Genomic DNA, 14,121 nt, shown 5'->3' on the forward strand with positions numbered 1-14,121 from the left:
TCCCGAGCATTTTTAAGTGCTCGGAACTGGATGACTGCGAGGAAATCGATTTATACTGCTTCTTCAGATTCGTCTGATTGTTTTTCTTGTTGTATGCGCAAATAAATTTCTTCACGATGGACAGATACATCTTTAGGTGCATTAATACCTAGGCGAACTTGATTACCTTTTACACCTAACACGGTAATATTAACATCATCACCAATGATTAAGGTTTCACCGATACGCCGAGTCAAAATTAACATAGAAATCTCCCTAACAAAGCAGCTACCTATTCCTCCACAGAACGCAATCCATGGTATTCTTGATAGCCAAAAATACGATCTAAAAACAAACTAATATTTGTTATACGTGTTTAATTTTACACTCTGATTATTAACAGAGTATTAAGAAAACTAGGAAATGTACCTCTTTTTACCTGTTAGGGCAAAAAAATTGTGAATTATTTTATTTCTAAAATTAACTAGCCCCTTTAAGTGACAGTTGATGAGACTATATTTTAGACATGGGGTGAAAGCAGATAACCCTGTTTTTTGTCAAATACTTTAAATGATGTTTCTTCTAATTTACCTACGAAAAATGACTCATACAATGAGCTATTCACTAGGTATTAGAAAGTCAAGGAAATGAATTAAATAATTTTTCCTTAATCACCAGTCGCAAATATCCTACATTTAGAGATATACTTACCAAACCTTTTTAAACAGGAAATTTTGCATGTCCTTGAAGGCCATGTACAACGACAACTCTGAAAACTATACTATGGCCAATCGTTTTGGTGCGATTAGTCAAAGTCATCAAATAGCAATTGAACAAATGAAGCACTTTTATTTGGGAATGAAACCACATTATAAAGTTCTTGATTTGGGCGTTGGCGATGGTGCTTTTCTGAAAAAACTGCAACAAATTATGCCAAAAGCAGAGTTTACTGGAATTGATGTTTCTTCGGAGATGTTGAAACATGCCCGTGAAACGTTACCGCTGATCACTATAGAAGGCAGCGCTGCAAAAGCGAGTAAGTTCTTACCACCTCACAGTCAAGATTTAATTCTGGCACACTTTATTAATGCGTATATTCCAATTAAGGTTTTATTTCATGAGGCCAAATTACTGACCCGGGCAAATGGTCATTTTTCAATGATTACCACAACTTATGATTCTTTTCCGGTAGCACAACAACGTTTAGCTGAATTTATTACAGAAGATTCAATTTTAAGTAGTGTGGTTGGCCATTATTACAAATCCATTGTAAAAAATACTACAGTTGCTGCAAATAACAGTGAATTGATGCAGGCATTCAAACAAAATCAATTCGAAGTCATCGCGCATCAACGTTTGGAAATACCCATCACCTTAAATACTATTGATGAATTGGCGCTTTTTGGTATTGAAGGGACCTGGTTTCTCAATACTTTATCCATTAGAATGTTGCCAAAAATATTTTTGCTCCAAAGAATTAAGCGTCTTTTTAGCAAAATTTTTACTTTCCCCTATCATGATACTCATATAATTGATGTCGTTCTTGCCAGAAAATGATAATCTGATAATTATCCTTAGGTGGCGAGGTAAGAAAAATGATTTCTCAAGAAGTGAAAAATTATTTGCCTGAATTAGCTCTGCGACAAAAACAAGCCAATAACATCATATTTATTACTTTTTGGAGTCAATTTTCAGTATATGCACTCAATACCATATTGGTTTTATTTTTAACTCGTCCTGTGTGGTCTCAGGGGTTGGGTTATAGTCAGGCTAAAGCATACGCTTTTATTGGGGTAGCTCATGCAATGGGTTACTTAATGCCTATGCTCGGTGGCTACATGGCTGATACTGTAGTTGGGATTAGGCGATCTATTCTTCTTGGGAGTATTCTATTAGCCTGTGCTTATTTGCTTATTATGATCAGTGGATACACAGTAAGCTCCCTGGGAGATACGTTTTTCATTGCTGCTTATGCATTTATACCTGCTACCAACTCCCTTCTAATGGGGACTTCTTCAAGCATGGTATCACATATTTATTCAGATGATGCCGTCAAAGCAAAATCAGCTATGACCTACTATTACATAGCAATAAATGTCGGCGCATTATTAGCCACCTTAATTGCTCCACTGCTTTTTGAAAGCCGTTATGGCCCGCTTTCTATCCTTACTTTGACATTTGTAGGTAAATCAATTGCGGCTTTGAATTTTGCGAAACGCTACTCCATTTATGAAAATGTCATTTGGGGCAAAGATCAATCCAAATTTTCTAAATCAGGCATACTTCGTTTAATTGCCTACATAATTATTATTTATGTCCTGACTTTATTTGCTTACTCCCATGTTTACATTGCCAGCACCATCATCGCAGCAGGTTGTGGCATAGGAATTATATGGTTTTTAAGAAAAACGCTAACACTTCAAGGTTTGGTACGCGACAAGCAAATGATTGCTTTATTGCTCATTGTTGAAGCAGTAGTGTTTTTTGTTATCTATAACCAAATGAATAGCACATTAATTTTATTTGCCGAAAATAATTCAGATCATAATTTATTTGGTATAACTGTTTCACCAGCTCATTATCAGATATTAAATCCATTACTCATCTTAGCTATTGGCAGCCAACTGCCTCGTTTTTATAAAGTATTTCCACGCTTCACTATTCCCTATCAATTTGCCGCAGGTACCGCGCTAGCAGGGATTGCTCTTTTGGTGATGGCATTCGCTGCTACAACTACTATTAATGGAATAATTAATGGGAACTACATTGCATTAACCTACATTCTCATTTCTATTGCAGAATTATGGGTCAGTGCTATTGGCTTAAGCATGGTAGGTCTATATTGTGACAAAAATTCAATTGCCTTTGCTATGGGCGTATGGTACCTCGCAAGCTCTCTTGCACATGCCATATCAGGAAGAATTGCTGCTTGGGTTGCGATTCCTAACACGATTACCTCTCCCATAGATAGTCTCCCATATTATGAAAACTATTATTTAGCTTTAGGAGTAAGCGCCATAGCACTAGGTATACTCATGTATTTTCTCGCCTATATTTTGCAGAAAATAATGAGGAACAAAGGAGAAATCTTAGGTTAAATACGTACATTTTTTGTAATCGTCCAGGCGGTATAGACTTTAGCTGTACCCGAACAGAAAGATTTTCTCTCAAGATGGACAAATATGGCTGTTCCTTCAAGGAGGCTGAACATTACCAAATTTTTTACCCTTACGCACCGCACTCTATGTGCGGTATTCAGAGTTCTAACTTCATAAACCTAAATTATCTTGTTTAAATATTCGGTCAGCACGATAACTTGAGCGCACTAAAGGGCCAGAAGCTACTTCAAAAAAGCCCTTCTTTAATCCGATCTGCCTTAATTCGGCAAAAGTCTCAGGGGTCACATAACGCTCAATGGGCAAATGGTTTTTTGTTGGTTGCAAGTACTGTCCCAGAGTAAGAATATCTACTTTATGCCGACGCAAGTCATCCATTGTTTGAATAACTTCTTCGTCTGTTTCGCCTAAACCTAACATCAAACTGGTTTTAGTGAGCACATTGGGTCTATAGCGTTTCGCAAATGCGAGAACGTTTAATGTTTGTGCATAACCGGCTCTATTGTCACGTACTGGATGGGTCAAACGCTCTACTGTTTCTACATTTTGCGCAAATACATCAACACCACTATCCAGTAATACTGCCACATCTCGTTCTATACCTTGAAAATCAGGCGTTAGTGCTTCCACTTTAGTTTTGGGAGAACGTTGTTTAATCGCACGGATGGTTTGTGCGTAATGATTTGCGCCACCGTCTGGTAAATCATCTCTGTTTACTGAGGTTAATACAACGTAGTCCAGATTCATTAAGGCTACTGTATTTGCTGTATTTTCTGGTTCCTGCGGATCCAGCCAACCATGAGGATTTCCTGTGTCTACTGCACAAAAACGACATGCACGCGTACATACTGCACCCATCAACATAATTGTTGCAGTACCGTGTGACCAACATTCAGAAATATTAGGGCATTTTGCTTCTTCACAAACAGTAGCTAAACGATGCTTTTGTACTTGTTCTTTTACTTGGTGATACTCAGGGGTAGTATGATTTATCACACGTAACCATTTAGGCTTAGGTAGCCGTTCATAAATTTGCCCAGTTGGTTTTACTCCATCTTTAATTGCTGTAACACCATGAGATGTTTTATATTTTTTTCCGCTCTCCACAACAACGGGAATATTAATGGGCTTGTTCATGTTATCACCTGAAAAACAAAGGTAAGTGCTCAGCTCCTATCAGGGAACGGCCGTATTTTGCGTATCTTGCGAGAAAATTTTCTCACAACCCGCACTCAAATCCAACCGTTCGAGTAAACATGAACATAGAGGGATCTGAGCTATTGCAAACAAAGAACGATGATAATCCCAAATCATCAAAATAAGATCAAGTCAAATTTAAAAAGCAGCCAATAACCGTCAAGATAAATAAAAGCACTATCGATAGTCCAAAGTAAGATAATGCGAATGGATAGACGATTAAACTGACAGCAATAGCGAGTAGGAACAATAAGCCTATAGTGGCTAATTTTGTTTGCCATGCGGTGAAACGTTCAAATTTGAGCAAAATAAAATAAACTAGCAAAATCAAAAGCAAAGGAAGAATATACACTCCCTGATAGATTAATTGATATAAACTTTCCTGCCGACTGGTCAAATGTTGATCGCCCAGCCATTGCTCAAAAATTGTAGACCAATTCATCACACAGGTTTGTTGATAAATTGTTGTGATCAATCCTAATAAAAAAGCCAATGAAAAATATAAAGTCATAGAGGGCTGCTTTTTATAATATTGCATCACAAAATAAATCGTTACTAAACCTAATAATACCGCCGGAATACGCATCCAAGGCAACAACTCAAAAAATGTACTGGTGTACACTTGCTGAAAATAATGCACAATTGCTACAGAAAAAATAAATAAGAGGCTTGCAATAAGCTGCTTTTTCTTCTGTGTTTCAATTAAAAGAAAAGCCAGGAACCCCGCAAAACAAAAGAACGCACAAGGACTAAAGGAGTCCATAAATGCTATAGTGGTTGTAAAGCCCAACTTCGAAGGCTTTTCGACCAATCCAGTAACAAATCGATTCGCATTTGCCAAATGACGCAGTGCATTCACTGTTTCTTGAGTTAATTTACCTTTATTTTCAATTTGTTTTTTACAATAATTAATTGCTTGCAATAAATCCTTTCCAGTAGTTTCTGCAGAAGTAAATCCAACCCACCGTGAATTACAAATATAAATTGACGGAACAGCAAAATCATCCATTTGCTGCGCACTCAATAGTTGATAAAAACGACTCAATGCACCTTTATCCTGATTAATATAATACCGTTGAACATTCAGATCAGGATTTTTTGCTTCTACTTCCTGAAAAAACACATCAGCTTTTTGACAATGAGGGCAAGTAGACGTAAGAAACATTTCTATGTTGAGAACTACTTTGTTATCTGTCTTGGAATACCATGTGGGCGATAATTCGGCGGCCCACACAGGAGCATGAATTATTAAGAAAATTAGAAGGAATCTGAAGACTGTTTTCATATATATTATAAGTGCATTAAAGAAGATACTATATCATCCCTTAAAGATCTGTTAATAGGTATGAATGTAATTTTCTAATTGTTCTATAACATGCAACTTGTCTTCCAATATGTGATAAAGCAAATCACCTATGGATAAAATGGCCACAAATTCATTATTTTCATCACGAATTAATACATGTCTTCTTTTGGTTGCAGTCATAGCTTGCATTGCTTTTTCTACAACATCATTAGGGCTAAGAATAGTAACATCCCTATACACCACATCGGAAACCTTTCCTGTTTCCAGATTAATGCACTTATGCAAGCAAGAACGCACTATATCTCGTTCACTTACTATGCCGACTAACTGATTATCATTATCAACTACAACTAATGCACCTACATCATATTCTGTCATCATATCGATGCTTTTCTTAACAGAATCATCTGGATGTATATAAATAATTTCTCGTTTAGGCCTTGGCAAGGCATTATGAATTAGGTCAGCCATTTTTATTCTCCATTTGAATATATACTTAACCTCCTTTATAAATATAGTACAAATGGAGAATATTAAAGTCTATTGTCGGATAATTATATGATTTTCTACAGAGCGCACACCAGGAACCTGACGAGCTATTTGTTCTGCAGTATCACTAAGGCGAATTTTTTTAACATATCCTGTAAGAATCACAACATCTTGTCGTGTTTGAACATGTACTTGTGACACAGCAAGATCATCATGACGCATTAAAGCTTCTTGGACTGTTTGTGCCAAATTTGCACTCGGAGTAACCAAAGGTGTAAAAGAACTAAATAAACCGGAACCCGCCTTATTCGACTGGCAACCAACTAATAAAAATAGAAAAAAAACAACAAGAGTACTGAGTAAGTTCTTATGCATAAAGGTCTCCGATATAAATTCCAACAATCCTGCCATACTTCATGTAGTTGTTACTATTATTTTTTATTCTACTGTCTTAAGAAAGGCAGGAAATCGCAGCTAAAATGAGCTACGCCCAAAGTGCATAGTATGTACTTTAACTAATTAATATACAAATAAATATCCAACAGACTATACTATTTTATAATAATAACTGTGATAAGAACTGAACCCATGAAAAAAATGGCTAAAGTTGTTCTAAAAGAAAAAAAGCTATCACAAAAAATTAAAGCAAAAAGTGGGCAAGCAAACACAAGCCATAAAGAAAATAATTCATCTGTCCCGTATGATTTCTTTAATTTAATCGATAAATATTACCAAGCTAATCTGGGAAAATTTACCGCGAGCATTAGCCCTGCCTCAGTAGCAACTTCATTTTTTTCATGGGGAGCACAACTATTACAAGCTCCAGGTACCTTTTTAAAATTAAATTCTCATCCCTTATTGCATTGTTCTGATTTCATTGAACGACTCATAAACCAGGAAAAACCTGGTAATGGTGAAGATGTGCGTTTTCATACGGAAAAATGGGCGCTTTATCCATGGCGCTTGTGGGCTGAGCAGTTTTTACAAATTGAGGATTGGTATTTAACTGCAGCAAATGAAATTCCTGGATTAAATGAACCCAATCGTCGAATTGTATCGTTCACTATAAAACAACTCCTTGATGCAATCTCTCCTTCCAATTTTGTCTTGACTAATCCAGATTTATTACAGGAAACATTAAATTCATCTGGAGAAAATCTAATTCGGGGAACACAATTGGGTCTGCAAGATTTAATTGAAAAATTAACTGGTACTCCTCCAGCAGGAGTTGAAAACTTTATCCCGGGAAAACAAGTTGCCTTAACCAAAGGTAAAGTGGTCTTTAAAAATCACTTAATTGAGCTCATTCAATATGAGGCACAGACCCCAAAAGTGTATAAAGAACCTGTACTCATTATTCCAGCCTGGATTATGAAATATTATATCCTGGATCTTCTGCCTGAAAATTCCTTAGTGAATTGGTTGGTTCAGCAAGGTCACACAGTATTTATAGTATCTTGGCTCAACCCATCATCTGAAGACAGAAATTTGGGAGTCGATGATTATTACCGGCAAGGCTCTATGGCTGCAATTAATAAAATATCAACCATAATTCCCAATACAAAAATTCACTTAATGGGGTATTGCATTGGTGGAACTTTAGCCATGATTACTGCAGCAACTATGGCCAAAGACCATGACAATCGCTTGAAAAGTCTTTCTCTGCTCGCTGCCCAAGGAGATTTTACCGAAGCTGGTGAATTATTACTCTTTATTAATAACAGCCAGGTATCTTTTTTGGAAAATATAATGTGGGAAAAAGGTTACCTAGATACCAAACTTATGGCCGGAAGCTTTCAAATGCTTCGCTCATACGATTTGATATGGTCAAAAATGGTTCAAGATTACATGCACGGAACACAAAGAGGAATGATCGCTTTACTTGCTTGGAACGCGGATACGACACGTATGCCTCATAAAATGCACAGCGAATACCTTGAAAAATTGTTCCTCAAAAATGAATTCTCCGAAGGTCAATATACTATTGAAGGAAAACATATAGCACCTGAAAATATCAGATTACCTGCCTTTGTAGTCAGCACAGAAAAAGACCATGTGAGTCCCTGGAAGTCCGTGTATAAAACCCATTTGCTGATCAAGCAAGAAGATATTACTTTTGTTCTGACAAATGGAGGTCATAATGCGGGTATAGTTAGTGAACCCGGACATCCTGGACGAAGTTATTTGATTCGGGAACAAAAAAAAGAGGAAACATATATTTCACCCCAGAATTGGTTGGAAATTGCCGAAACTAAAAAGGGCTCGTGGTGGATTGCTTGGCATGAATGGCTAGTGAGACAATCAATTAGTGAGATGAATTTACCTCCTAAAATTGATAAAAATTTACCTGATGCACCGGGAAAATACGTCTTACAAAAATAGGGTACTGTTTTTACATCCCGCACCGGAGCGCAGAAATTTGGCCCCAGATAGTAGGAATGTAAACACCCCCTAAACCACGTGCAAGAGGTCTAATGAAAAATGATTCTTAAATTGAGTATAAAAATATGGACAAAGACTATTACAAAATAATGGGAGTAAGCGAAGACGCTTCTGATAAAGACATTAAGATGGCATATCGAAAACTGGCGCGGAGATACCATCCTGATATAAGCAAAGAACCCCATGCAGAAGAACGCTTCAAAGAAATGGGCGAAGCTTATGAAGTTTTAAGAGATCCCGTAAAACGAGCAGAATACGATAGGTATCGAAAAAGCAAAACATTTCATCAACAAGAAGCATATAATCATTGGGGGCCTGCACAATCGGAACACGTTTATACGGGTCAATTTAGTGAGGACTTATTTGAAACATTATTTGGTCATTCCCGCTATCGCCAGCAACCCATAGCAGGACAAGACTATCATGGAAAAATTAATATCAGCCTGGAGGAAGCATTTACAGGAACAGTGAAAAATATCCAGGTTCCAATTGAACAAGATTCAAAAGTCACAATGCAAACCCTGAAAGTGAAAATACCAGCTGGTGTAAAATCAGGTCAACAAATTCGCCTTGCCGGACAAGGAGCCCCTGGTATACATGAAGGGCCCCGCGGTGATATTTATTTAACGGTACATGTTGATAAACACTCTCTATTTGATGTAATGGATAGTGATATCTATCTCACCCTGCCTATTACTCCATGGGAGGCTGCTTTAGGTGCAACAATAGTAGTCCCTACTCTGGGAGGAAAAATTGATTTAAAAATTCCCCCCGGCTCCCAAGGAGGGCAAAAATTAAGGCTTAAAAATCGTGGTTTGCCTGGAGCAAAACCTGGACACCAATACATACTATTGAAAATGATAACCCCGCCACCAACAACTGAAACCGCAATAGAGTTTTACAAAAAAATGGCGCAAGTAATGCCTTTTAATCCACGTGACAAAATGGGGGTCTAAGCATGAAGCAAAACAATACACTAATTGGCGTGCTTGTTGAAGAAACTACAACAATCTCATTGACTGAAGTAAGTCAAAAATATCATATATCTAAAGAATTATTACTTGAAATGGCAGAATATGGTTTATTTTCTTGTAAAACAATGAAAGCAGAGCATATAAAATTAAATCAAAACGATTTACGTAAAATGGAATCTGCCTTCCGCTTACACAAAGATCTGGGAATTAATCTTCCGGGAGTGGCGCTTGCATTAGAATTATTGGAAAAAATAGATCAATTAAATGAAGAACTCAATATTTTTCGTAAACATTTTTGATTATTTTATCTCGATATATCTAACTCGCAGATAGGTTAAGCACAGCGGCACTCTAGAGCAGAGACATCTACTTGCAAGCCTCCGTTCTATACTTTATGTGCGAAATCCAGCCCCTGTTCTTCGTTCATGATCAACTGGATGCCGTGCATAAAGCACGGCAAGTAGGTAAAAAAAGTAGCAGGAAAACACTTCAAATAACATAATATATAATCAAAATGACTAAATCCAAAAAATCAAAAATCCTACTTTCCGCGCTTTATGCGCGGAATCCAGCCCCGGTCTTCATGCAAGATAATGTAAAAAATTACTCAGGCAGATATTGCTACATATTGTGATATGGTAATAAAATGGTACAAGGATACCTTTAAATTAAGCAAAACGTATGCGCCCTGTGTTTATAATTTTGATAGTCTCCTTGGTTGTTTTACAACATAAGCTATGGCTGGGCGATGGAAATTTGATTCAGTGGCATAATCTTGAAAAAAAATTGGCAGCTCACGAACAAGAAAATAATAAACTGGCTACACGTAATCGTGCACTTGAAGCAGATATCAGAGAGTTAAAAAATGGTGATCAAGCTCTGGAAGAGCAAGCACGCTATGAACTCGGGATGATCAAAGGAACTGAAGTCTATTATCAATTTATAGACTAGAACAAGAGGTTATGCATTCAATAATTCGAGATTATCTGGAGGTTGCTTGTCCCAAAGGCTCAGTACAAACCCCCCTCCTCCGGAACCTGTAGGTTTTACAGCTAAGGCGCCTGCAGCAATTAATCGATGTATATGTTGCTGTAAACTCTCACTAACCAGTTTCCATTGATAAAAACAATCAGCAGCTTTATTAATTGCTTGCGCCAAAAAAGAAATTGCATCCGCCCCACCCTTTTCCAATGCATTTCTAGCTTCTTCAACAGCCATAACCATTTGCAGATCAATTTGCTCGGCCAATACAGGATTTTTAGCCCATAAACTTTGGACCTGATGAATACAATGAGAAGTAATTCCAATTTGTTTACATGAAGATAAAAAAAACTGAGGATGAATTTTTTGCTTTAATGGAGTAGTTGTTCCTTTTTTAAAATAAAGACCAACTTCCGTAGCAACCCCAGCAACGTCAAGCCCACTGCTTTTTCCGTGAAATAAGTGCTCTAATTCCTTTGCAAAATCGTTGCATTGGCTGAACTCTATCATGTTCTGGGCACAGAACCAACGACTCATCGCCACACAAAGTGCTGCTGAAGCCCCCATACCTGCTCCCACAGGAATTGTGCTGTGTAAATGAAAATAACCGCCTAATTGATTTAAAGAGCGCCCCAGTAATTGCATGCCATGTTCTAGTACACTCCAGAATAGAAGCTGCATATCGGCGCCGCTGCTTCCCGTATAATCTGCTCCCAAAGAAGGCGCATCAGCAGAATAATTTAAAGTTAATTTTTTTTCCTTCATTGGAAATACCAGAGCCGGATGTCCTCGTACTACAGCATGTTCACCTGCTAAAATCCATTTGCCAAAAGTTGTGGTTTCAAAATCAAAGAACATCATAATTGCCCAATAAATAATCACGTTTGAATTCACGTGCCAATTCTGTTTGATCGGAACGATACAGCAAATGTATATTTGGCCCAGCATCCATAGTCACTATAGGACCATCATTCTTTTTACTCCAAAAACTTTCTAGGCTGTGTAACAGATCAGTACAACTTTCAGTCATGTATGAAAAAGGCTGTTCACAAGAACTAAACAAGCGATGCATGTCATGAAATTCACGCCAGCAGATTTGATAGGCTGCAGTCCAATCTTTGCTCATGAATGCATCCAATAGAAGTTTTAAGTTCTCCTTTGCCCTTTGGCTACGAGTTACATAAAAGGGACTGCTTTTTACTCGTTGATGTGCCTCACTTGAAGGAACCTCTTTCTTTTTGTTGCTAATCACAACCCCTTGATAGATTAATTCCTTATAAGGTAAATCTAATTCTTTAACTTCATTTTCATCCCATAAAGCCCAGGGGGAATAAAAAGACCTGCAAGATGACCCTGATCCCAAACGGCTTAACTGCGCCTGTTCCTCAACCGAAGGCATGGGTTTATTTGTCAATTCACTCAATGCAATTACAGCACATCGAGTTAACGCAGCGAAACTTGAAGCAGAACTTGCCATCCCACTACTATGAGGAAAATTGTTACAGGACTGCACTAAAAAACCACCTTCATACTCAAAATATGCTTTTACTCGAGCAAGATGGTCAAGAAATCTTTTTTGCGCTTCTGGGGAAAGAACAAAATTTTCGATTCCAGCAGGTACAATAAGGGGTTCCCAAATATCCTTTTTTGAACTCATTTTTTCCAGTCTTACTGTACTTTTAAGCTCATTTAAAGTATAGGATAATGAAGGATTATCAGGACTATTTGAGTTGTCATCCTTTTTTCCCATATATTTAATCAAAGCAATATTAGCTGGGGCATGGGCTAGCCAATACATAATTTCTCCTTGGGATCCATAAGTTATTTCAATGTAGCCTGGTTAAAAGCGAAACCAGGGTTTTCCATCGTAGGTTTCCAAGTTTACGTTTTCTCCTAGGCTACAATTTTTACAAATTTCGGAGCTACGTATAAAAATTCATTAATTATATTGTATGTAATTTTGAATTAGCCAATTGAGCTGTAGGCGTACCAGGATAAGCTCTCACTACTTGTTGCAGGAATTTCTTGGCCTCCTGCGTGTCACCTTGTGCAGCATAAGCATAACCAATCTTTAACATGCTTGCAGCAGATTTACTTGAGGTAGGAAATTGTTGTAAAACTACAGTAAAATGCTCTATGGATTTTGGATAATCTTTTTTGACCAAATAAAGCTCGCCTAGCCAATATTGTGCATTCGCTGTATAACCGCCTCTGGGATATTTTTGCACAAATACATTCATCGCATTTATAGCATCATCATACCGTTTGTTTTTTACTGATTCATAAGCTGCTAAATAGCTAATTTGCTCGTCTGCAGGATTAACTCTAGAAGTAGTAGTCACGGGTACTGGAGTTGGCGTAGGAACAGCCGATTTGGCTGCCTGAACATTAGATGCAGATCCGGTTGCCTTAGGTGTAGTTTCTTTTGATCCAGCAGAAAGGTCCAAAGCCGGTTTACTTGAAGATTTGGCAGAACTACTTCCACTTAAGCGTGCATCTAAATCTTTATAAAAAGCAACTTGTTGTTGCTGTAATAACTTTAAATCATGAGCTTGTACTTCCAATTGACCACGCAGCTCTTGTATTTCTTGTTGTAGGCTTTGGATTTTGTCTATCAGTTTAGCATTGTTGGTAATATTAGTACTTAAACTGGTTGCCTGATCGTCTTTAGCAAGTGCAGGCTCATCATCGGTTTGAGAATTATCTATTGTATAATTCTCATTTCGAGCCACATCAAACTGACCACTTTCAATTTGTGGTTCATCGTACTTAGGGCCGTAAGCAGGCGTTTCATACGCCTGTTGGCCCTCAATAATTGCAAAATTATCACTATCATCAACCACAGGTGCTTCTGCCCAACTGGCTAAAGGAAGCATTAATATAAAACCTGTAGCGATAATGTGTTTTTTGCAATTTATCATCTTGTTGCCTCATAAGTAAATTCTACACGTCGATTTTGTGCATGTGACGCGTCATCATGCCCTAAATTAATTGGACGCTCTTTACCATAGCTCACAATGCGCATTTGTTGTCTGTTAACACCAGCCATACGTAAAATATCAGCTACAGTATTTGCACGACGCTCGCCAAGAGCTACGTTATATTCACGGCTACCACGCTCATCTGTATGTCCAGCTATTAATACATGGGCACCTGGATGTGTCTTCAAATACTCTGCCTGAGCATTAATCGATGGTAAATATTTAGGAGCCAAATTACTGTCATCATAAGAGAACAAATACAATTGATTATGGGGTGCCTTAGTTGTATAAGATTCGCCTGGCTCTTGACCAGCAAAATGAGTGAATTGTCCTAGACCTTGGGCCTCAGCTTCGCTCACGCCTACTCCTCCTTCAGCACTACCTGGTGCTTTAGAACAAGCAACAACGAAAACGGCACTCGCCACAAGCAGACCTAATTTACTTAATGATCCGGCTTTCATCCTCAATCTCCTTCGTTCTTTTTATTATTAATAAACTTCGAAATACCCATGCAGGGTTCATGGGGGCACATTGTACAATTCTTTTTATTTTTTGGCTACAGTACTATTAATCATCGTAAGTCATTCCATCTACGATCGGAACCTGGCTGTTTATAGTTTTTCCTGGTCCCACTTCATTGCACCCGAGCGTTTTAA

At 37.8% G+C, this 14,121-nt stretch carries 15 protein-coding genes; 6 read left to right on the forward strand and 9 right to left on the reverse strand.

The features are described 5' to 3' along the window. Nucleotides 1–50: 50 nt before the first annotated feature. Nucleotides 51–245 (reverse strand): carbon storage regulator CsrA, encoded by a 195-nt coding sequence (gene csrA / locus LXO92_RS13860; RefSeq protein WP_010654169.1) that lies wholly within the window; start codon nt 243–245, stop codon nt 51–53. A 472-nt stretch (nt 246–717) separates the two neighbouring features. On the opposite strand from csrA, the gene LXO92_RS13865 reads away from it, so the two are divergent. Continuing rightward, nucleotides 718–1,536, forward strand: coding sequence for a class I SAM-dependent methyltransferase (locus tag LXO92_RS13865; protein ID WP_182350132.1), 819 nt, complete (start codon nt 718–720; stop codon nt 1,534–1,536). Nucleotides 1,537–1,574: 38 nt separating this feature from the next. Continuing rightward, nucleotides 1,575–3,077, forward strand: a complete 1,503-nt coding sequence (locus LXO92_RS13870) for a peptide MFS transporter (RefSeq protein ID WP_182350133.1) — start codon at nt 1,575–1,577, stop codon at nt 3,075–3,077. Between the two features lie 171 nt (nt 3,078–3,248). On the opposite strand, the gene lipA is transcribed toward LXO92_RS13870, so the two are convergent. The 4 genes from lipA to LXO92_RS13890 form a co-directional block, all read right to left on the reverse strand. Continuing rightward, complete coding sequence (lipA, locus tag LXO92_RS13875; RefSeq protein ID WP_182350134.1) at nt 3,249–4,232, reverse strand: lipoyl synthase; 984 nt, start codon at nt 4,230–4,232, stop codon at nt 3,249–3,251. A gap of 187 nt (nt 4,233–4,419) precedes the next feature. Next, entirely contained in the window at nt 4,420–5,457 is a 1,038-nt protein-coding gene (locus LXO92_RS13880; protein ID WP_232891180.1) for a thioredoxin domain-containing protein, read from the reverse strand. Between the two features lie 171 nt (nt 5,458–5,628). After that, a complete protein-coding gene (locus tag LXO92_RS13885) occupies nt 5,629–6,069 on the reverse strand; it encodes a CBS domain-containing protein (protein WP_182350136.1) in 441 nt (146 codons plus the stop codon). A 69-nt stretch (nt 6,070–6,138) separates the two neighbouring features. Further along, the gene (locus tag LXO92_RS13890; protein ID WP_182350137.1) at nt 6,139–6,462 is read right to left on the reverse strand and encodes a BON domain-containing protein; all 324 of its coding nucleotides are present in this window, start codon (nt 6,460–6,462) and stop codon (nt 6,139–6,141) included. A 213-nt stretch (nt 6,463–6,675) separates the two neighbouring features. On the opposite strand from LXO92_RS13890, the gene LXO92_RS13895 reads away from it, so the two are divergent. The 4 genes from LXO92_RS13895 to ftsB all read left to right on the forward strand — a co-directional run bounded on the left by LXO92_RS13895 (nt 6,676) and on the right by ftsB (nt 10,454). After that, nucleotides 6,676–8,469 carry a PHA/PHB synthase family protein gene (locus LXO92_RS13895; protein ID WP_182350138.1) on the forward strand — a complete coding sequence of 598 codons (1,794 nt, stop codon included), beginning with the start codon at nt 6,676–6,678 and terminating at the stop codon, nt 8,467–8,469. A 125-nt stretch (nt 8,470–8,594) separates the two neighbouring features. After that, nucleotides 8,595–9,485, forward strand: a complete 891-nt coding sequence (locus LXO92_RS13900) for a DnaJ C-terminal domain-containing protein (RefSeq protein WP_232891181.1) — start codon at nt 8,595–8,597, stop codon at nt 9,483–9,485. A 2-nt stretch (nt 9,486–9,487) separates the two neighbouring features. Beyond that, the gene (locus LXO92_RS13905; RefSeq protein ID WP_232891182.1) at nt 9,488–9,802 is read left to right on the forward strand and encodes a chaperone modulator CbpM; all 315 of its coding nucleotides are present in this window, start codon (nt 9,488–9,490) and stop codon (nt 9,800–9,802) included. A 382-nt stretch (nt 9,803–10,184) separates the two neighbouring features. Beyond that, nucleotides 10,185–10,454: a cell division protein FtsB gene (ftsB, locus tag LXO92_RS13910; RefSeq protein ID WP_182350141.1), complete on the forward strand. Its 270-nt coding sequence runs from the start codon at nt 10,185–10,187 to the stop codon at nt 10,452–10,454. Nucleotides 10,455–10,463: 9 nt separating this feature from the next. On the opposite strand, the gene LXO92_RS13915 is transcribed toward ftsB, so the two are convergent. The 4 genes from LXO92_RS13915 to pal all read right to left on the reverse strand — a co-directional run bounded on the left by LXO92_RS13915 (nt 10,464) and on the right by pal (nt 13,926). Next, complete coding sequence (locus LXO92_RS13915) at nt 10,464–11,342, reverse strand: mevalonate kinase family protein (RefSeq protein ID WP_182352851.1); 879 nt, start codon at nt 11,340–11,342, stop codon at nt 10,464–10,466. Then, nucleotides 11,332–12,282: a diphosphomevalonate/mevalonate 3,5-bisphosphate decarboxylase family protein gene (locus LXO92_RS13920; RefSeq protein WP_182350142.1), complete on the reverse strand. Its 951-nt coding sequence runs from the start codon at nt 12,280–12,282 to the stop codon at nt 11,332–11,334. Before LXO92_RS13920 ends, LXO92_RS13915 begins: the two co-directional genes overlap by 11 nt. Before the next feature lie 145 nt (nt 12,283–12,427). Continuing rightward, entirely contained in the window at nt 12,428–13,405 is a 978-nt protein-coding gene (gene ybgF, locus LXO92_RS13925) for a tol-pal system protein YbgF (protein WP_182350143.1), read from the reverse strand. Beyond that, nucleotides 13,402–13,926, reverse strand: a complete 525-nt coding sequence (gene pal, locus LXO92_RS13930) for a peptidoglycan-associated lipoprotein Pal (protein ID WP_182350144.1) — start codon at nt 13,924–13,926, stop codon at nt 13,402–13,404. The genes ybgF and pal overlap by 4 nt, the downstream gene beginning before the upstream one ends. Between the last annotated feature and the right edge of the window lie 195 nt (nt 13,927–14,121).

The sequence above is a fragment of the Legionella resiliens genome, from assembly GCF_021344005.1.
Lineage (GTDB): Bacteria > Pseudomonadota > Gammaproteobacteria > Legionellales > Legionellaceae > Legionella > Legionella resiliens.